Consider the following 20,806-nt stretch of genomic DNA (forward strand, 5'->3'; position numbering starts at 1 on the left):
TTTTAAAGGACAAGGGAAAACTAAAGGCAAGACAAAATTAGGAGTTCGAAAGGAGCGTTTCCATGGCAAAAAGAAAACGAACCCTAGTTAGTTTTTTCAGTTTTTGTTTATGTCTTAGTTTAACCACAAGTGGCTGTGGTCTTCAAGCCCTTTTAGGCAACAAAAACAAAACTTCTTCAGCCAGCACGTCGAAAACTTCAACTATAGCAGTTTCGTTAAATGATAATGATCCTAATAAATTGCTGATTACTAAAGGCATTGATGATTTGGCAAAGAAAGAAGAGGTTAAAGTCAAATATCTTGGCGCCAGCGGATCCGGAGATGATTCAGCCTTAAAAGGGGCTAAAGTTTTGATCTATCAGGCAGGGAACGCCAATCTCTTAAAAAATGCCCAGACGAATAAAGTCCCCGTCCTAGCTCTCAGTCAAGTACCGGCAGGCATTAACCTCGCAGGAGTAGTAACGCCGGATCAAGAAAAAACGGGTGAGCTTATGGCCCAAGCTCTGGTAAGCAAAGTTTCAGAGGGGCAAGTCGTCATTTTACAGGGCGATCCCAGTGAGACAGGTTCACAAGAACTTTTGGCCGGGAATAAATCGGTGCTCAGCAAGTACCCAAAAATATCTCTGCAAACGTTTGCCAGTCCTTCGGGATCGGAATCAACGGTTAAGCAAAGCCTGACTGATTACTTGCAAAAAAATTCCGGAAAGGTTCAGGCTGTTTTGGCTCATACGGCAAAATTGGAGGAAGCCGCCAGCGATGCTTTGAAACAATTACAATTAGCTAAAAAGGTTTTGTTGATTGGAGGGCAGGCAACTATCCCTTCCCTGGAACGGATGGCGAGTGGAAGTCAGGTGAGTGATGTGGATACCAACCCCTATCTCCAAGGTGCAAACGCCTTTCAGTGGGCTCAAAAAATTATTAACAAAGAGCCTCTTGATATCAGCGATTCTATTACCAGCGAGCAAGGAGAAATTCCTGCCAAGATAATTCAAGTTAAAACAGTGACTCCGGAAAATCTGGCTGTTATTCAAAAGAGTTATGTTAAAACGATGCAGAGTGCAGAACAAGATCAAAAACAGCAGACCGCAAAGGCTAAACCACAGAGCAAAAGCCAAGGAGACAGCAAAACCCAGGGAGACAGTAAAAGCAAAGGAGGGGATCAGCAAGGGTCAGGCGGCGGCGATAATCAAGGCCAAAATTCAAGCAATGTTCCTCCGGGGGTAAAAAAAGTTACGGAAACAGTTAAGACGGAAACTACGCGAGAGTATTTAGATGGCCAGGGAAAAGTCATTGGAACCGAAAAAACAACCAATGAACAAGTTAAAACGGTGCCCCCGGAAATGTTGCAGCAAGAACAAAAAGCTCAATCCTCACAAAGTTCGTCGCAAGGCCAGGGAGATCAGGCAGCTCAAGAAAAAGTAGGCAGTGGAGGCAGCGGAGACAGCGGAGGCTGATAAAACCATATAAAAAATGATTCAGGGGGAACATACTGGGCAGCTCCCCTTTTAGTAGACGGTTTAACAATGAAAAACTATTTACTAAAAGGAGGAGCTTTTAACATTGCCCAGCGAGAGACTCCCATCCTCTATAGGTAAGATGAAGCGCCGTCTCAAAATATTACCGGAACATCAGTTCCAAAGTTGTTCTCTATGTAGTAAAATAAGTATCAGATCAACAACCGCTATTTCTCTTAGATAATTTCGGAAAGGTTAAGAATAATAAGGATCTTAGGGCTGCCTAAGTAAACTAAGGTCTGATTTGTTGAATGTACATCTCTTTAGAGGTAAAATAAACTTAGAAAAATTATAATTATATGCTTTATCATTGAGTTAAATACTAACTTGCATATTTCCAAATAAGAGATATCTTATTGTAATTATCTTGCTTTTATAAAGGGGATCGAAGGATGGAATTTCGTTTGCATGCTCCATACCAATCTTCGGGGGATCAACCCCAAGCCGTCGAATCTTTGACAGCCGGCGTGAAGGAAGGACGGCGTTTTCAAACCTTGCTTGGGGTCACCGGCTCGGGTAAGACTTTTACCATGGCAAACATTATCACGAAAGTCCAAAGGCCAACCCTTGTTCTGGCCCATAATAAAACATTAGCGGCGCAGCTCTATAGTGAATTTAAAGAGTATTTCCCGGAAAATGCCGTCGAGTATTTTGTGAGTTATTACGATTATTATCAGCCGGAGGCTTACGTTCCCTCCAGCGATACCTTTATTGAGAAGGATGCTTCAATTAACGACGAGATAGAAAAATTGCGTCACTCCGCTACGGCGGCACTTTTCGAGCGGCGAGATGTTCTGGTAGTTGCCAGCGTTTCCTGCATTTATGGTTTGGGTTCACCTGAGGAGTATCGTGATCTGGTGCTTTCTTTGCGACAGGGACAAGTTATTGACCGCAATGATATTTTACGCAAATTGATTTCAATTCAATATGACCGCAATGACATCGCTTTTACTCGGGGAACTTTTCGTGTGCGCGGTGACGTTGTAGAAGTTTATCCGGCATCGTCTAGTGAAAAAGTTCTTCGGGTCGAGATGTTCGGTGATGAAATTGAACACATTTACGAAATCAATGTTTTAACAGGGGAAATATTAGGCGAAAGAAACCATGTTGCAATTTTCCCTAATTCTCACTATGTAACTGCCCACGAAAAGGTCATGAAGGCTGCAGAGAATATTGAACTCGAATTAACTGAACGTCTGCAGGTATTGCAATCGCAAAATAAACTCTTAGAGGCCCAACGTCTTGAACAGAGGACACGGTATGATTTGGAAATGCTCAGAGAAATGGGCTTTTGCAACGGGATTGAAAATTACTCCCGACATTTAACGTTCCGTGAACCGGGAGAGACGCCTTATACCTTGCTCCACTATTTCCCGGAAGATTTCTTGCTTTTTGTCGATGAGTCTCATGTTTCAATTCCCCAGGTGAGAGGAATGTACGAAGGAGACCGTTCACGGAAGACTACGCTCGTAGATTTTGGCTTTAGGCTTCCATCTGCTTTAGATAACCGCCCCTTGACCTTTGCCGAGTTCGAAAGGATAATTAACCAAATAGTTTTTGTCAGTGCTACACCTGGTCCTTATGAACTAGCTCACTGCCCGACAGTCGTTGAACAAATTATCCGCCCAACGGGTCTCCTGGATCCGGAAGTGGTGGTCCGTCCGACGAAAGGTCAGATTGATGATCTATTGGGAGAAATCCGCGAGAGAATTTCTCGCAGCGAAAGAGTCCTAATTACTACGCTGACCAAAAAAATGGCTGAGGATTTGACCGATTATTTAAAAAATCTGGAAATAAAGGTAAAATACCTTCATTCTGATATTAAGACCCTAGAACGTGTGGAAATCCTGCGCGAGCTGCGCCTGGGCATGATTGACGTTGTTGTCGGGATCAATCTTCTGAGGGAAGGACTGGATTTGCCTGAAGTTTCCCTGGTAGCCATTCTTGATGCTGACAAAGAAGGCTTCCTCAGATCGGATCGCTCACTGATCCAGACCATTGGCCGCGCCGCGCGTAATGCCCAAGGAAAGGTCATCATGTACGGAGATAAGATAACTCAATCGATGCAAGTTGCCCTCGATGAGACAAATCGACGCCGGGCAATTCAAATGGCTTATAATGAGAAGATGGGAATTATCCCGCAAACGATTCGCAAGATAGTTCATGATGCGCCGGAAGCAACAAAAGTGGCCGAAACCAAACAAGCATACGGATCGCAGCTTCCGCCTGAGGAGCTGGCTGCCCTTATTGCGAGCTTAGAGCAAGAAATGCGTCTCGCTGCTCAAAACCTAGATTTTGAACGAGCCGCAGAAATTCGTGATGCGATGATAGAATTAAAAGGTGAAGAAAATAAGTATAAGATGACAAGCCAGCAGCGCGGAAGCGGCAGTCGTTACAACCGGGCTAAAAGTAATAGTAAAAAGAGAAAGAAAACAAGTTAGACAAGGGAGTGGATCTCTTGTCCCGTATATACAATTTAGGAGGCAATCATGAGCCAAGAATACTTGCGTGTGCGTGGAGCACGCGCCCATAATTTGAAGAATATTAATATTGATATCCCCCGGGACAAACTGGTTGTAATTACCGGCTTGTCTGGTTCCGGAAAATCGTCGCTGGCTTTTGATACGATCTATGCTGAAGGTCAGCGGAGATATGTAGAATCTCTTTCTGCCTACGCCCGGCAGTTTTTAGGGCAAATGGACAAGCCGGATGTCGATTCCATCGAGGGCCTTTCGCCGGCAATTTCCATTGATCAGAAAACAACGAATCGAAATCCCCGTTCAACGGTGGGAACGGCAACGGAAGTTTCGGATTATTTGCGTTTGTTATATGCTCGTATAGGTCACCCCCACTGTCCAAAATGCGGACGTGAAATTTCACAGCAAACTGTTCAACAAATGGTAGATCAGATTTTGGGGCTGCCGGAGCGAACGAAACTTCAAGTTTTGGCTCCTTTGGTCAAAGGGAAAAAAGGAGAACATCTTAAAGTTTTTGAGGAGGCCCGCAAAGCCGGATATGTGCGAGTCCGAGTTGACGGCGAAATTCATGATTTGAGTGAAGAAATCAAATTAGTGAAAAACAAAAAACATTCAATTGAAGTCGTGATTGACAGAATAATTCTTAAATCTGAGAGCGCTGAACGTTTGGCGGATTCTTTAGAGACGGCACTTAAACTTGGCGAAGGAAATGTTATTATCGATGTCACGGAGGGAGACGAACTGCTGTTTAGTGAAAATTTTGCCTGTCCTGACTGCGGTATAGCATTGGAGGAAATTTCGCCCCGGCTTTTTTCCTTTAACAGCCCTTATGGTGCCTGCCCCACCTGTACGGGTTTAGGTGCTAATTTGGTCGTGGATATTGACTTGATTATCCCGGACCGTTCTAAATCCTTGTCCGAAGGCGCCATAGCGCCCTGGGCCAAATCGACCTCGACCTACTATCCCAAAATGATGGAGGCCGCGGCTCAGAATCTCGGCTTTAAGATGGATACTCCACTGCAGGATCTCTCTGAAAAACAATGGCAGGGTCTGCTCTATGGCACAGAAACACCTATTCGCTTTCAATACCACAATATTTTTGAACAGTTAAAAACCTATCATTCAAACTTCGAAGGGCTAGTCCCATTGTTTGAACGTCGATATCGGGAATCCACCTCTGACATGGTACGTACCGAAATCGAAAGTTATATGACGGAACGGCCTTGTCCTGACTGTCAGGGAAAACGCTTAAAACCTGAAGCCTTGGCAGTAAAGGTGGGCGGGATTTCCATTGATGATTTATCCCGGCTTTCCATTACGGAGGCCATTGACTTTATTAATCATTTGACATTAACGCCGAAAGAAGAAACGATCGCTCATCAAATCTTAAAGGAAATCAGAGAGAGATTAGGCTTTCTGATTAATGTGGGATTAGACTACCTTACCATGGCTCGTTCCGCAGGTACGCTCTCCGGCGGAGAAGCTCAGCGAATTCGCCTTGCCACCCAAATTGGATCAAGCCTTATGGGTGTGCTTTATGTCCTGGATGAACCAAGTATCGGGCTTCATCAACGGGACAATGCCAGGCTGCTTTCCACCCTAAAACACTTAAGGGACTTAGGAAATACCTTAATTGTTGTCGAACACGATGAAGACACAATGCTTGAAGCTGATCATATTATTGACATTGGCCCGGGGGCCGGGGCCCACGGCGGTTATGTAGTCGCTGAGGGAACAATGCAGCAAATTAAGGCCAATAAGAAGTCCGTAACGGGCCAGTATTTATGCGGGGAAAAACAAATCCCCGTACCGGAGAAGCGGCGAGAAACTAATGGTAAATGGTTGGAAGTATTCGGGGCTCGGGAAAACAATCTCAAAACCATTAATGTAAGGATTCCTTTGGGGCTTTTGACTTGTGTTACCGGGGTTTCCGGGTCGGGAAAGAGTACTCTGGTTAATGAGATCATTTATAAAGGCTTGGCTGCAAAGCTGAACGGAGCTCGGAAGCGCCCTGGTGCTTTCGACAGTTTGGCGGGATTGGAGCACCTGGATAAGATTATTGATATTGACCAATCTCCTATCGGACGAACCCCCCGTTCCAATCCGGCAACGTATACAGGTGTTTTTGATCTGATACGCGAGCTGTTCTCCTTGACTCCTGAAGCTAAGATGAGAGGTTATAAACCGGGTCGGTTTAGTTTTAACGTTAAAGGCGGACGCTGTGAAGCGTGTCACGGAGATGGAATTATTAAGATTGAGATGCATTTTCTCCCCGACGTCTATGTTCCTTGTGAAGTTTGCGAAGGAAAGCGATACAACCGGGAAACCCTTGAAGTTCGCTATAAAGGGAAAAGCATTTCTCAAGTTCTGGATATGACCGTAGATGAGGCCGTAGAGTTTTTCCAGGCCGTTCCTAAAATCTCCAGGAAACTTCAAACCCTTCAGGATGTCGGGCTCGGGTATATTCATTTAGGACAGCCCGCGACAACCTTATCCGGAGGAGAAGCTCAACGCATTAAACTAGCCACAGAACTGAGCCGGCGCAGTACGGGAAAAACCATCTATATTCTTGATGAACCTACTACCGGACTACACATGGCGGATATTGACAAGCTTCTCCAAGTCCTGCATCGTTTAGTGGACGCTGGAGATACTGTACTAATTATTGAGCATAATCTCGATGTAATAAAAACTGCCGATTGGCTTATCGACCTTGGACCTGAAGGAGGCGATAAAGGAGGCGAAGTTGTTATTACAGGGACGCCTGAGGAAGTGGCTGCTTTCCCTTCATCCTATACGGGACAATATCTCGGACGTTTTCTTTCGCGGGCGCAGGCGGAGGATCTAGCTAAGATTATTAATTCCTAATGGAGAATTTTAAACTATATATTGGGGCCTCAGGCTTATATTATTAGGGAATGTGGGGTATGAGTAATGAAAATGACGATGAAGACAGTTCGCGAAGCCGCCCGTGAAAAACTTAAGGGATATTGCCGAGTTTGTCCTGAATGTAATGGCAAAGCTTGTGTCGGAGAAGTTCCGGGGATGGGCGGTGCCGGCACCGGTGCTTCCTTTAAGAATAACGTTGAAGCCCTGGCCGCTTATCGGATAAATTTAAGGACACTCCATGGGGCGAAAAATCCCAATACAAAGCTGGAGCTTTTTGGCCAAGAATTGACTACCCCGATCATTGCCGCCCCGATTACCGGCAATAAGTTCAATATGGGCGGGGCCTTGAACGAAGAGGAATGGGCGGAGGCTATTCTTCGAGGTTGTCAAGATGAAGGATCTTTGGGAACAACCGGTGACGGCCCGGACGTAGCCCTGTATAACAGTGGTGTGGATCAAATCGCTAAATTTCAAGGACGCGGTATACCTTTCACAAAACCCAGAGAGCCTGAAGAAGTCATTAAATGTCTTAAGCGTGCTGAGGAAGCGAACGTTGTTGCCGTTGGTATGGATGTTGACGCTGCAGGTTTGATTACTATGGCTGTAGGCCCTAAGCCGCTGGATGATCTGAAATTGATTATATCCAGTACGAGGCTGCCGGTGATTCTTAAGGGAATTATGACTGTTGATGAAGCAGAATTGGCAATTGAAGCCGGTGCGGCGGGAATTGTTGTTTCTAATCACGGGGGACGAATGATTGATCATACTCCGGGAACGGCAGAGACTCTGCCGGAAATTGCGGCAGCTGTCGATGGACGAATTGCCGTTCTCGTTGACGGGGGAATTCGATCAGGGGTTGATGTCTTAAAGATGCTGGCACTTGGAGCGGATGCAGTCCTGATTGGACGTCCTCTTGTCATTGCTGCTTATGGCGGAGGCGCTGAGGGAGTAGCCTTAACTGTTCGCAGGATGACAAACGAATTGAAACAAGCTATGATCTTGACAGGATGTGCTTCCCTGAATGATATCAGTATGGACGTCATCTTTTAAAAATAGGAAACTAGCATAGCAGAATGTACGAGGGCCTTCCATTAATATAATGAATGGAAGGCCCTCGTGCATTCTGGCACATGAATTGCATTAAAAGGTTTAAAACGCTATACTTAGGGCGAAGGGGGATTTTATTTGCGTGTTCTCTTGGTGGCACTTAATGCAAAATATGTCCATACTAATTTGGCCCTTCGTTATTTGAAAGAAGGACTTTTGCGCTCCGTAACTTCGGATGTAATTTTGCGGGAATATAGTATTAATGATCGCCTTGAGCGTATTGCCGGGGAAATTTATGAAACCAGAGCTGATGTCATTGGCTTCTCATGTTATATTTGGAACATCAAGGAAGTCCTGAGTGTCGTTAGGCAGCTGCATCCCGTTTGCCCTGATGTCCGCTTTGTACTTGGAGGTCCGGAGGTATCCTTTGACGTCGAAGACCTGTTAAGCGCTCATCAGGAAGTGGATGCCGTAATTCTTGGTGAAGGTGAGAAATCTTTTAATGACTTGCTTTTAGCTTGGCAGAAGGGAGAGGACCTTTCGCAGGTTGAGGGCTTAGCCTGGAACCATAATGCGAAAGTGATTGTTAATCCTCCCAGTCGGAAATCACTTAATTTGAATGAACTTCCTTTTCCCTATGCAGATGAAGAGGATTTTTCCGGTCGAATTGTATATGTTGAAACGACTCGAGGCTGTCCTTTTTCCTGCCAGTATTGTCTGTCCTCCACCTTCCAAGGTGTTCGTTATTTGGAGCCCGAAGGGTTTCGCCGAATGTTTCGCCGTCTTTTAAGCCAAGGTGCGCGTACAATTAAGTTTGTTGACCGGACCTTTAATGCCCATAAACGACATGCTTTTGAAATTTTAAATATTGTCCGCGACGAGTGCTGCTCTCTGGGATTATCCAGTCAGGTGCGGGTTCACTGTGAAATAGCAGGGGATCTTTTAGATGACGAATGGATGGATTATTTCAAGAATTATCCTCCAGGTTTGATTCAACTGGAAATTGGTGTTCAGTCCACCTACCAACCAACATTAGAAATAGTTGCCCGGCATCAAAACTTCGATGCTTGGAAAAAGTATGTACCTATTATGCAGAAATTGAAAATTCCTTTGCACCTCGATTTGATTGCCGGCCTGCCTCTCGAAAACTGGTCGAATTTCCGGAATTCCTTCAATGACGTTTATGCAGTCAAACCAGATATGCTTCAATTGGGATTTCTGAAAGTCCTCAAAGGATCTGGCCTGCGTCTGAACAGCCAAAAGTATGGTCTTCTGTTTAACCCTGAGCCTCCATATACTATATTAGAAACAGCTGTCTTAGCGCATGAAGAAATGCTTCAATTGCAGCGTATGGAAGAGGTTCTTGACAAATATTATAATTCAGGGAAGTTCGTTCACTCATTGCGTGAAGCCCTTCACATGTTTCCTTCGGCCTTTGACTTCTATCATGAATTGGCCGAGTATTGGGAGAAAAAAGGTTGGTTTCAGCGCTTATGGCCGGGTAAAGCATTATTTGATAAATTGTGGGAGTTTATAGAATGGGCTCAATCTCAAAGGGTGAGCCGGAGAGCGTTTCTGGATGCTTTGCGTTTCGACTATTATTTATGGGAACGTCCCAAGACGCTGCCTGACTATTTTGTCAGAAGTGAAGGGCAGGGAGAATGGACCAACGGCGGGGAAGCAAAGAGCACCGGCGAAGAGATTCAGCGAGATGGCTGCTGGGCCAATGTAGTTCCTGAGTTTGCAGCCATGGATCGTCGCCAGTGGAATCGTAACACAGCCGTGGCCTATTTCGAGACAGATGTGTTAAAAGAGGGTGAATCTGGTCCGGGCTGGTTCCTCTTCCTTTATCAGCAGGGCAAGGCTAGGATTTATCGCTATCAAGTATGAATGGAGTGCAGAGCCATGATTTCCCGTACTCTACCCCGCAGTATTTTCTGTTTGCTTATCATTATTTTCTTAGTTATTGGCTGCGCCCAGGCGCCTCAGACAGGACAGCCCGGCGGTCCGGCTCCCGCCGTCATCGAAGTTTGGCATTCCCTCCTCGGGGCCCAGGCAGACGCCTTACAGGCCCAGACTGAGGCAATCATGAAAGCTCATCCAGAGGTGATCGTTAAACTTAAATATATTCCCGAAGAGAAGTTTGCATCTTTTTCTTATCAGGCTGAAGCAGGCGGAGAAGGACCGGAAATTTTCATTGCCCGACGAGAGGTTATTCGCCAGCTCTATAGTCAGGGAACCTTAGCCAAGACGGCCTATTCTGATCAAGAAAGTTTTCCAGCTGCTTCGGCCGGTTTTCGCTTTGGGGATACCCAGTATGCCTTACCTTGGTTAACAGATGTTCCTCTGCTTTATTACAGAACAGATATGGTAAGTGCTCCTAGTACTCTTGCCAGCCTCTTTTCATCCCAAGGAGGCACTTCTGTCCTTGCGGCGGATACTGGGACCCTTTCCGCTTGGTGGAATGGACAAGGCGGAAAGTTGATGAATGCCGGGAAGCCATCTCTGGATGATCCAAGTAATCTTGCGTTTTTACAGAAGCTAATAGCTTGGCAAAGCGCAAAGACACTGAGAATTGATCCGCAGGCTATGTCTGCCTTTGCAAATGGTAAAACTCCCTATGTGATTGCCGGAGCGAGCCAGGCAGCACTTTTAAATCAGCAGAAAGTCCCCTGGGGATGTATTCCTCTGGCTGATTTAACGGGGGGTCAGGGAGAGCCCCTTTTAGGTTTAACTTTCGGGATTGCGAATTCTGCGATCATGACAAAAGATCTTGGCCCGGAGATCCAGATCGTTGAAAAGGGACTTCTGCAGCCTGAGGCTGAGGGAGCTCTTGTCAAGGCAGGATCCCTTCTGCCGGCGAATATGGCCTATTATAAGTTACCCGAAGCTCAAACAGGAGTTTATCCCCAAGCTTATCAAGCTTTTGCAAAAGCCTGGGTCCTGTCGGGCAGTGCTCAGGAGTGGAACTTGATTTCTCTTCAGGATACAGCCTGGAGCAGTGCTTTGGCGGGAAGTCTCAGTCCGCAGGATGCTTTGACAAATGCTCAGACCCAAGCCTTAAAAGCTTTAACGAAAAGTTCTTAAATGAAGATATAACTATGCAGAGGGGGTGAAAGGAATGGATAAAGAGGGGTTGGAAATCATTGTAATTACTGGCTTGTCCGGGGCTGGAAGAACTCAGGCCATGCAGAGTCTTGAAGATCAAGGGTTTTTTTGTGTCGACAATTTGCCGCCAACCTTCTTGGTCAAATTTGCTGAGTTGTGTGCTCAATCTCGCGGCAAGGTTTCCAAAGCGGCTATTGTTTGCGACTTGCGGGGAGGGGAATTCTTTTCTTCACTGAGTGAAGCATTAACTAATTTGGAGAAAGAAGGGTTTCATCTTCAAGTCCTCTTTTTGGATGCTGCGGATAAAACCTTGATCAGGCGCTATAAGGAATCTCGCCGTCGTCATCCCCTGTCACCTCAAGGAAGAGTCTTAGACGGGATTCAGGCAGAACGTCAGCAGCTTGAAGAGTTAAGGATCCGAGCTGATGAAATTATTGACACTTCCGATTTAACAGCCTCGCAGCTTCGTGCAAAGGTGGCCGAACGCTTTGCCAAAGGGCAAGGCAGGCAAATGGCGGTATCTGTAATTTCCTTTGGCTTTAAATACGGAACACCTCTCGATGCTGATTTGCTGATGGATGTGAGGTTTTTGCCTAACCCGTTTTATGTGGAATTATTGCGTCCTTTGACTGGCGAGGATAAGTTAGTGCAGGATTATGTTTTCGGCAATCAAATGGCTCAAGAATTTATGGAAAAATATTTAGCCTTGCTCGAATATATTCTTCCTAACTATGTGAAAGAAGGAAAAACTCATTTAGTCATCGGTATCGGCTGTACAGGCGGGCAGCACCGTTCCGTGGCCATCGCTGAACGGGTTGGGCAATTTTTAAGGGAACGCAATTATGCAATTAGTATAAAACATCGGGATGCCGCAAAAAATCGGAAGGGCGGAATCCCTCGATGAGAAGTGTAAGACATGATAAGATTGTTCAATATCTGAAATGGCTTTACCCAAATTTGAAAGTGAAACGATGGTTCCTAGTAGCAGTCTTTGGAATTTTTCTATTTGCTACAGGCTTTGCCGTTATGAATGATGGAGTGGCCTTGGGATATGCGGAATTGCAATTTCGGGAAATAATTTATCATCTTACAGGAAGCACTCAACACGTAGCAATACCGACAGGTTTGATTATAAGTGCCCTTGGAGTTTTAGCAATTGCTATCGGTTTTAAGCGCATGTTGTATTCGATTATTTCCGGTGTTTTACCGGGAAACGAAGGTAAAATTGTTGATGTTATTTATGCTCGGCAACATTTAATGAGGGGGCCCAAGATTGTCGTTGTAGGTGGGGGAACAGGGCTGTCATCGCTTCTGCGCGGTTTAAAACACTACACGCGCAATCTTACAGCCATCGTAACAGTTTCAGATGATGGCGGAAGTTCCGGCCGTTTACGTGAGGAGATGGGTATTCAGCCGCCGGGTGATGTGCGAAACTGTTTAGTGGCCCTCGCCGACACCGAGGATATTATGGATACCTTGTTTTCCTACCGCTTTGAAAGTGGGACTCTCGAAGGCCATAGCCTGGGAAACTTGCTTTTGGCAGGGCTGACCGATACCTTTGGCGATTTTCAGAAGGGAATTGAACGAGTCAGCAAAGTTTTTGCCCTGCGCGGCAAGGTTTTTCCTTCAACCTTGGAACAAGTTGAGTTAATGGCCGATTTTGAAGACGGGCGACATATAAGGGGCGAGACATCTGTGCGGGAAACTGATGGTAAGATCTGCCGAGTTTCTTTAGATCCCAGTAACTGTACTCCTTTACCTGGTGCTTTACGAGCTTTGGAAGAGGCCGATCTTATCGTTTTAGGTCCCGGAAGCCTTTATACCAGCGTTTTGCCTAATCTCTTAGTTAACGGTCTTCGCGATCAAATTCGAAAGGTCAATGCGCCCTGTGTTTACGTCTGCAATGTTATGACCGAAAAAGGGGAAACTGATGGCTACAGTGTGTCTGATCATTTGAAAGCAATCTTGGATCACTGCGGACCTGGTTTTGTGGATGCAGTATTGGCAACCAAAGGAGAAATTACAGCCTCAATTTTGCAGCGATACGTTGAGGAAGAGGCTGCTCCTGTAGTCACGGATCCTAAAGAAGTGGAACGGTTAGGTGCAAGGTATTTTGAAGCTAACCTTGTTCAGGAGAGAAATGTCGTCCGTCATGATCCTGATCTTCTGGCTAAAGAACTCATCCGTTTGCTGTTTCGCTTAAAACCTATGGGTGAACGTATTGCACTTGTCGATGCTTATTTATTATCCCAGAAGCTCCGTAAAAATTCATAAAAGTATTGAATTATGTGAGTCAAGCTTCTATCCTGGTGTTCAAACCACGATAAAGGAGGGCTTAGCATTGTCCTTTAGTGCTGTAACCAAAGAAGAGTTGGCACGTTTGTCCGAAAAAAAAGTGTGTTGTGAGCTGGCAGAATTAGCTGCTTTAGTTCGCATGGATGGTACCCTTCAAATTAGTGCTCATCAACAATACACTCTGAATGTTATCACGGAAAGTGCGCCTGTAGCCCGCAAAATCTATCGCTTAGCGAAAGATGTCCTGAAGAGACCCGTAGATATCGTCGTCCGGCGTAAATTAAGGCTGCGCAAGAATAATTCCTATATGGTTCGAATTTATCCCCGGGGAACAGAAGACTTACAGAGTCTCGGCTTACTTAATGAAGATGGGCAAATATACCATGGCATTTCGCCGGATTTAATCAAAAAGCGCTGTGATCAAAGGGCTTATTTGCGCGGGGCTTTTTTGGCCGGAGGTTCCATTAATAATCCTGAAGGAACGTATCACCTGGAAATCGTCAGCAATGACGAAGAACATGCCCAAGCATTATGTCAGTTGGTTAATTGCTTTAAATTAGGGGCTAAAGTTAGTATGCGGAAGCATTGGTATGTTGTTTATATTAAAGAAAGTGAACGAATTGTGGAGTTCCTCGGCTTTATTGGAGCACATCACGCTCTCTTGGAATTTGAAAATGTCCGGGTTCTTAAAGATGTTCGCAATCAAGTTAACCGTCTTGTCAATTGCGAAACGGCAAACCTGGATAAAATTGTTGATGCTGCCGTAAGACAGCTGGAAAATATTCAGCTTATTCAAAATACAATTGGACTTCAGGCCTTGCCACCTACCCTTAGGGGTATGGCTGAACTGCGTCTGGAATATACAGATGCCAGTTTAAAAGAACTTGGCGAAATGCTCCAGCCTAAAGTCGGCAAATCAGGCGTTAATCATCGGATGCGCAAAATCGAAGAATTAGCCGAGCGAATTAGGAACGAAAAGACAGGAAATTCTAAGCTTATGGTTTAAAATATTTTGAATAACGATCCCGTGACATTTAGAGGAGATGGGGGGATTAGGTGCGGTTAGGATATGGCTTAAGTTTAGAGCAGACTCAAAAACTAATTATGACTCCGGAATTGCGACAGGCGATTACAATTTTGCAATTGTCCGCACTTGAATTGTCCACATATGTTGAGGAACAGCTGTTAGAAAACCCCTTACTGGAAACACAGGAAGAAAATTCGGATGTTAAAGGAGAATCTGAGCAAAATAGTGCGGAAGAAAGTCCTTTAGACAATAAATGGGATGTGGATTGGCAGGATTATTTCCATGATCAAGATGAAAATCGTCCCCGGCAAGAACGGGTAACTCCTGACGAAAAGCAGCGATTTGATCCTTTTATATCTGCTGCACCGACCCTTCAGGAACATTTGCTGGAACAACTTCATGTTCAAAAGATTTCGGCTCCTTTAAACGTTGCTGAGTATATTGTTGGGAATCTTAATGATAATGGCGGTTTGACCTTGACCTTGGAAGATATAGCTCGGGAGACTCATGTTTCTCTGGAAACAGCGGAAAAGGCTTTGGCGGTCGTGCAAACTTTGGACCCATTAGGCGTAGGAGCGCGCAACCTTGAAGAATGTCTGAGACTTCAGCTCCCGCTCATTCCCGATTGTCCTGCTGAACTGTCTGAATTATTAAAGTATCTTGAAGATTTGGCGGCAGGACGTCTGCAAAAGATTGCCCATGCTCTGAAACTGTCAATTACTCGTGTTCAGGAACTTGCAGATATGATTCGAAAATTAGACCCTAAGCCTGGTCTGCGTTTTTCTGGTCCTGGAGATGTGCGCTATATTGTTCCCGACGTTGTCATTGAAGAGATTGGCGGAGAGTTTATTATTTTGGTTAATGATGTTACTGTTCCTCGCCTTGGGATTAATAAAGCCTACCGCGAAGCTTTAAGCCATGAGGAAGAAACGGATACCCGCAAGTTTGTCGAGCAAAAACTAAACGCAGCTGCCTGGTTGATTCGCAGCATTGAGCAGCGGCGCTTAACACTCTATAAAGTTGCTAATGCTATTGTGAAATGGCAAACTGACTTTTTGCGCTATGGTATTCACCGTCTGAAACCACTTACCTTAAGGGATATTGCTGAGGAAATCGGGGTCCACGAGTCGACGGTCAGCCGGGCAACCTCTCATAAATACGTTCAGACGCCGCGAGGAATTTACGAATTTAAATTTTTCTTTGCCAACGGCATGGGGCGTGGGCATAGCAGCGAGTCAAATATCACAACGGGGGAGATTAAGCTCGCCCTGAGAGAGATTATTTCTGCGGAAAATCCTAAGAGCCCTTACTCTGATCAGAAATTAGCGGATCTGCTTAAAGCTAAAAATATGGAAATTTCCAGGCGGACGGTAGCCAAGTATCGAGATGAGTTGGGGATACCTACGGCTACAGTAAGAAAACGATATTAATATAAGTTCTTTCTGAATTGAACAAAAGGACAATGTTAATATTTCTAGTATAGGAGAGTGAAGCAAGGTATGGGAATCACTCTCACTTGTAGATTTGGGAGTCTTACGATTGGGCAAAGGAATAAGAATTATTGGAAATTTTATTATTTTAGTCTTGAAAAACGCTAAGAGAAAGAATAGACTAATAGCAACGATAGAATGATGTCATAGAATGGTGTCATGAATTTGAAAGTTAATCAGATAATCCAATATGTGGCAGAGTATCAGAGAAGCCGAATTATATTAGTTGTTTTAATGAATGACTAGTATAATTGGGCTTTTTGTTTTTTTAATAGGTTAAGAATACTTCAATAATTAGGGATTTTGCCTAAATTCTCTGTTCATAGGTACCTTGCCCCTAGAATTGCTTTCATACTATTCCCGATACTTGGAAAAGGAAAATCATATACTTTGGCTGGAAACTCATAAAAACTTAACTATAATTAGAAGAGGAGGCCTTATTATTATAGTGAAGAAATATGTCATGGCTCTTGACCAAGGGACTACGAGCTGCAGAGCAATCCTATTTGACCGGGAAAGTAAAATTGTGGGAATAACTCAAAAGGAGTTCACCCAGATTTACCCTAAAGCAGGTTGGGTTGAACATGATCCGGAAGAGATATGGAGTACGCAATACGGGGTAATTGCTGAACTCGTTGCCAAAACAGGTATAAAAGTCGATGAAATAGCTTCGATCGGCATAACGAATCAACGTGAAACAACGGTGGTTTGGGATAAAAATACCGGTAAGCCGGTTTACAACGCCATTGTCTGGCAGTGCCGCAGAACGACTGCCATTTGCGACGATATAAAGGCGAAGGGCTGCGAAGAAATGGTTCGGAAAAAAACAGGCCTGGTGGTTGACGCCTATTTTTCCGGAACTAAGGTAAAATGGATTTTGGATCATGTTGAAGGAGCTCGTGCTAAAGCCGAAATAGGCGATTTGTTGTTTGGGACAACAGATACCTGGCTGATCTGGAAGCTCACGGGCGGAAAGGTCCATGTTACGGATTATTCCAATGCCTCTCGAACGATGATGTATAATATTCGTGAATTGCAATGGGATCAGGAATTACTCAAAATGCTGGATGTTCCCAAGGAAATGCTGCCAGAGGTGCGAAATTCCAGCGAAGTCTATGGTCATACTGATGCCGGAGTCTTCTTGGGTTGTGAGATTCCTATTGCCGGTGTGGCCGGCGATCAGCAAGCTGCTTTGTTTGGACAAGCATGCTATGAGCCTGGAGATGCGAAAAACACCTATGGAACAGGCTGCTTTATGCTTATGAATACGGGAAGTAAAATTCATGTTTCCAAACACGGTTTATTGACCACGATTGCTTGGGGGATTGACGGTAAAGTCGAATATGCCTTAGAAGGAAGTATCTTTATTGCCGGAGCAGCGATTCAATGGCTGCGAGACGGTCTGAAGATGATTGACGTTGCCCCTGACTCCGAGTATTTTGCCAAGAAGGTTAAAGACACTGATGGAGTTTATTTTGTCCCTGCTTTCGTGGGCTTAGGCGCTCCCTATTGGAATATGCGCGCCAGAGGCGGAATCTTTGGGCTTACTCGCGGAACCACAAAGTCCCATATTATTCGCGCGGCTCTTGATTCCCTGGCCTATCAAACCAAAGATGTTCTGGGATCAATGGAAGCCGATTCCGGTATTTCCTTAAAATCCTTGAAAGTTGACGGCGGTGCAGTGGCCAATAATTTGCTCATGCAGTTCCAAGCAGATATCTTAGGAACAAAGGTTGACAGACCGGAAATCATCGAGACGACAGCCCTGGGCGCTGCCTACCTTGCCGGTTTAGCGGTGGGTTTTTGGAAGAGCAAAGAGGAATTGGCAAGCCGCTGGCTGCTGAATCAGCGTTTCGAGCCTGCAATAGAAGCTGAAAAGAGAGAGAAATTGTACAAGGGCTGGCTAAAAGCCGTTGAGCGGACAAAAGATTGGGAAGAAGACTGAGCTGTGCTTGTAAACTCTGATAAGAATAGATAAGGCGGCTTGAGAATAAGTGAAGCCACCAAAGAGGCCATTGCGAAACAACGGTTTCTTTGGTGGCTCTTAATTTCTGGCAAGGAGGAGCTATGGATGTGTGAGATTGAGACCCAAGTTGTGGTAATCGGCGGAGGAGCGACAGGGGTTGGAATATTGAGGGACCTGAGTATGCGTGGTATTCCAGCGCTTTTATTAGAACAAGGAGATCTGGCACATGGGACAAGTTCACGCTTTCATGGACTTTTGCACAGCGGTGCGCGCTATGCAGTTAAAGATGGTAAAGCAGCCCAAGAGTGTATCGAGGAAAATAGAATTGTGAAACAGATTGCGGCTCATTGTATCGAAGATACCTCCGGCTGGTTTGTATATTTAAAAGAGGATGATCCGGGCTATTTACAGTTATGGCTTCAAGGATGCGATCAAGCTGGAATACCTGTGAAGGAGGTTCCTCTTGAAGAGGCCTTTCGCCTTGAACCTTTATTATCACGACAAACAGCACGGGTTTTTGAAGTGCCGGATGCTACGGTCGACGGTTTTAAACTGTTATGGGCCAATGTGAAATCAGCAGAAAAATACGGAGGAACGTATCGTACGTATTGCAAAGTAAAATCCCTGTGGCTAGAGAATAAAGACATCAAAGGTGTGTACGCCGAGGATCTCATTACCGGGGAAATGATTCAAGTCCGCAGCAAAATTGTCGTCAATGCCGCAGGTCCTTGGTCGGCTGAGATTGCTGCTATGTCTGGTTTTGATGTCCATATGCTGAAAAATAAAGGTTCACTCCTAGTGTTTAATCAACGGATGTTCAATCGAGTAATTAATCGTTTGCGAACTCCGGGTGATGGGGATATCTTTGTACCTCATGAAACCGTAACCATCTTGGGGACGACCTCACAGATGGTCGATCTGCCAGATGACAATCAGGTTAGAGAACAAGATGTTTCGTATTTGTTGGAAATGGGCAAAGATCTTGCGGAAGAAATTGAACAGCACCGTGTTTTGCGTGCCTTTGCAGGCATTCGTCCCTTGTATGAAAGTGAAGATGCCTCAGAGCATGAAGGACGAGGGGTAAGCCGCAACTTTGCTCTCATTGACCATGAAAAAAGAGACGGAGTTCACGGGCTGGTTAGTATAGTGGGCGGTAAATTAACGACCTATCGCTTAATGGCTGAAAAAGTGACGGATTGGGCGGCCGCCAGATTAAATGTTACAACCGCTTGCCGCACAGCTGAGGAGCCTTTGCATCATGAACTCCCGGCAGACGTCTGGAATAAGGCGCGCCAACTGCTAGGAGCTGCAGCTGCGGATAAGATGATGGAACGTTTGAACGAAGAAGCTGCTTCTGTCATAGCGGCCATCGAAAAACAGCCTGAACTTGGACAATTTATCTGTGAATGTGAAATGGTCACACAGGCCGAAGTCCTCCATGCACTCCAAGATCCTGCGGTTCATTCCCTTGATGATCTGCGCCGTAAGACAAGGCTGGGAATGGGGACCTGTCAAGGAACCTATTGTACCTATCGCTCGACGCCTATGCTTAAAGATACCTTTGGCAGTTGGGAGAGAACCCTGAAAGAATATCGGATTTTATTAAGTGAACGCTGGCGGGGGATAACCCCGGTGCTTTGGGGAGATCAGCTGCGTGAGAGCGAATTGGCACGGGCTTTGTATTTAAACGTTTTGGATTTTAAGGCAGTTGAAAGTGAGGAATGAGCAAAATGTGGGATGCCATAGTGGTGGGGGGCGGTTTAGCAGGTTGGACAGCAGGAATTCGTGCCGCACAACGGGGCAAAAAGGTGCTTATTGTGACAGAAGGAGTCGGTACACTCTATTATTTCTCAGGGATTTTTGATTATGGAGATGTGGAGGGTTTGCGCCATTTGCCGAAACACCCTTATTCCTTATTTGATGCTGAGACAATTGATCGCGGCAAACGCTTTATCCAAGAGCTATGCCCGGAATATATAGAAACAAACAGGTCCCAGTATGCTTTAACGGTATTGGGAACAGCCCGCCAAGGTGATCTTATGCCCCGCGGCATGGTTCTGCCGGATTATCAGGAACAGGGGACCTTCGTACTATTAGTGCCTGAAGGATTGAAGGATTTCTTTCCGGAAATTGTAGAGTCGAACCTGGTTCGCGAATTTCCCAGATGGCAAGTGAATGTAAAGAGAGTACACGCGGAAAGTTTTGCAGAATGGCAAAGAATGGGCAAGAGTGCATCCGGTATTGATTATGCGGCTATCTGGAGATCAAAGGAGGGGCAAAACCTTCTCGCCCAGGAAATTGAGACGATTAAACGAGAATATCAAGGAGCAGGCAGCAGATCGGGAAGAATCGCTGTGGTTTTGCCCAGTCTGGTAAACGAGTACTTTGATGCTTCGCGTACTAAAACTTACGTGCAGGATTATTCCTTGCCGGTCATAGAAATGAGTTCCTTTCTACCAAGTCCGCATGGCCGTTACTTTGCGGAATATTTAAAGCATCAATTTACGGATTTGGGCGGTGAATTAATGATTGGAGCGCGCGTGGCTGCTCTGACTGGAGAGCAGGTGTCGGCTAAGCCTCCTAAGTCCTGTCAGGAAATAATAGTCCAGAGTATGGGTAAAGTTTTGCACTTAAAAGCCAAGAAGTTCATTCTGGCTACCGGCGGACTCTTAGGCGGCGGAATTAAAGTGGGCATAGAAAGAAAATTGATTCAAGAAGACGTTTTTGATTTGCCCTTATATGTGCCCCAGGAATGGAGCACTTCCCAGTTCTTTGCTTCCCAGCCATTTGCCCAAATTGGCGTAGAAACGGATAGCTATCTGCGTCCCTTGGACACGAATCAAGGACAAGTTATCTGGGATAATGTCCATGTCGTGGGAAGAATGCTGGCCCATTGGGATCCCTGGACTCAACGCTGCGGCGGAGGTGTATCGGTAACCTCAGGCTGCGCTGCAGCTGAAATTATATAGGGCCTATCCACTTGAGACGGAAAG

At 45.4% G+C, this 20,806-nt stretch carries 13 protein-coding genes; all 13 read left to right on the plus strand.

Annotated features, from left to right (window positions below):
* The first annotated feature begins 62 nt into the window (after positions 1–62).
* Positions 63–1,454 (plus strand): substrate-binding domain-containing protein, encoded by a 1,392-nt coding sequence (locus B5771_RS17935; RefSeq protein ID WP_088188750.1) that lies wholly within the window; start codon positions 63–65, stop codon positions 1,452–1,454.
* 452 nt (positions 1,455–1,906) lie between these two features.
* On the plus strand, positions 1,907–3,955 hold the full coding sequence (gene uvrB, locus B5771_RS17940; RefSeq protein WP_088188751.1) for an excinuclease ABC subunit UvrB: 2,049 nt from the start codon (positions 1,907–1,909) through the stop codon (positions 3,953–3,955).
* A 48-nt stretch (positions 3,956–4,003) separates the two neighbouring features.
* Positions 4,004–6,859: an excinuclease ABC subunit UvrA gene (gene uvrA / locus B5771_RS17945; protein WP_088188752.1), complete on the plus strand. Its 2,856-nt coding sequence runs from the start codon at positions 4,004–4,006 to the stop codon at positions 6,857–6,859.
* A 72-nt stretch (positions 6,860–6,931) separates the two neighbouring features.
* On the plus strand, positions 6,932–7,930 hold the full coding sequence (locus B5771_RS17950; RefSeq protein ID WP_088188994.1) for an alpha-hydroxy-acid oxidizing protein: 999 nt from the start codon (positions 6,932–6,934) through the stop codon (positions 7,928–7,930).
* A 135-nt stretch (positions 7,931–8,065) separates the two neighbouring features.
* Positions 8,066–9,817: a B12-binding domain-containing radical SAM protein gene (locus tag B5771_RS17955; RefSeq protein ID WP_088188753.1), complete on the plus strand. Its 1,752-nt coding sequence runs from the start codon at positions 8,066–8,068 to the stop codon at positions 9,815–9,817.
* Positions 9,818–9,832: 15 nt separating this feature from the next.
* Positions 9,833–11,014 (plus strand): extracellular solute-binding protein, encoded by a 1,182-nt coding sequence (locus B5771_RS17960; RefSeq protein ID WP_088188754.1) that lies wholly within the window; start codon positions 9,833–9,835, stop codon positions 11,012–11,014.
* A gap of 34 nt (positions 11,015–11,048) precedes the next feature.
* Positions 11,049–11,939, plus strand: a complete 891-nt coding sequence (rapZ, locus tag B5771_RS17965; protein ID WP_088188755.1) for an RNase adapter RapZ — start codon at positions 11,049–11,051, stop codon at positions 11,937–11,939.
* Positions 11,936–13,309, plus strand: a complete 1,374-nt coding sequence (locus B5771_RS17970; RefSeq protein WP_088188756.1) for a gluconeogenesis factor YvcK family protein — start codon at positions 11,936–11,938, stop codon at positions 13,307–13,309. The genes rapZ and B5771_RS17970 overlap by 4 nt, the downstream gene beginning before the upstream one ends.
* A gap of 67 nt (positions 13,310–13,376) precedes the next feature.
* Positions 13,377–14,336, plus strand: a complete 960-nt coding sequence (gene whiA / locus B5771_RS17975; RefSeq protein ID WP_088188757.1) for a DNA-binding protein WhiA — start codon at positions 13,377–13,379, stop codon at positions 14,334–14,336.
* A 50-nt stretch (positions 14,337–14,386) separates the two neighbouring features.
* The gene (rpoN, locus tag B5771_RS17980) at positions 14,387–15,787 is read left to right on the plus strand and encodes an RNA polymerase factor sigma-54 (protein ID WP_088188758.1); all 1,401 of its coding nucleotides are present in this window, start codon (positions 14,387–14,389) and stop codon (positions 15,785–15,787) included.
* A 505-nt stretch (positions 15,788–16,292) separates the two neighbouring features.
* Positions 16,293–17,792, plus strand: coding sequence for a glycerol kinase GlpK (gene glpK, locus B5771_RS17985; RefSeq protein ID WP_172408318.1), 1,500 nt, complete (start codon positions 16,293–16,295; stop codon positions 17,790–17,792).
* A gap of 126 nt (positions 17,793–17,918) precedes the next feature.
* A complete protein-coding gene (gene glpA, locus B5771_RS17990) occupies positions 17,919–19,538 on the plus strand; it encodes an anaerobic glycerol-3-phosphate dehydrogenase subunit GlpA (protein WP_088188760.1) in 1,620 nt (539 codons plus the stop codon).
* On the plus strand, positions 19,535–20,782 hold the full coding sequence (locus B5771_RS17995; RefSeq protein WP_242966876.1) for an FAD-binding protein: 1,248 nt from the start codon (positions 19,535–19,537) through the stop codon (positions 20,780–20,782). The genes glpA and B5771_RS17995 overlap by 4 nt, the downstream gene beginning before the upstream one ends.
* The last annotated feature ends 24 nt before the right edge of the window (positions 20,783–20,806 follow it).

Origin of the sequence: Desulfosporosinus sp. FKA, from assembly GCF_002196785.1 — a bacterium.
Lineage (GTDB): Bacteria > Bacillota > Desulfitobacteriia > Desulfitobacteriales > Desulfitobacteriaceae > Desulfosporosinus > Desulfosporosinus acididurans.

Bases quoted from the DNA above. Each gene is read 5' to 3' on its own strand.
- B5771_RS17960 (WP_088188754.1), top strand. From the start codon at position 9,833: ATGATTTCCCGTACTCTACCCCGCAGTATTTTCTGTTTGCTTATCATT.
- B5771_RS17950 (WP_088188994.1), top strand. From the start codon at position 6,932: ATGACGATGAAGACAGTTCGCGAAGCCGCCCGTGAAAAACTTAAGGGA.
- B5771_RS17970 (WP_088188756.1), top strand. From the start codon at position 11,936: ATGAGAAGTGTAAGACATGATAAGATTGTTCAATATCTGAAATGGCTT.
- rapZ (WP_088188755.1), top strand. From the start codon at position 11,049: ATGGATAAAGAGGGGTTGGAAATCATTGTAATTACTGGCTTGTCCGGG.
- uvrB (WP_088188751.1), top strand. From the start codon at position 1,907: ATGGAATTTCGTTTGCATGCTCCATACCAATCTTCGGGGGATCAACCC.
- B5771_RS17995 (WP_242966876.1), top strand. From the start codon at position 19,535: ATGAGCAAAATGTGGGATGCCATAGTGGTGGGGGGCGGTTTAGCAGGT.
- B5771_RS17935 (WP_088188750.1), top strand. From the start codon at position 63: ATGGCAAAAAGAAAACGAACCCTAGTTAGTTTTTTCAGTTTTTGTTTA.
- uvrA (WP_088188752.1), top strand. From the start codon at position 4,004: ATGAGCCAAGAATACTTGCGTGTGCGTGGAGCACGCGCCCATAATTTG.
- glpA (WP_088188760.1), top strand. From the start codon at position 17,919: ATGTGTGAGATTGAGACCCAAGTTGTGGTAATCGGCGGAGGAGCGACA.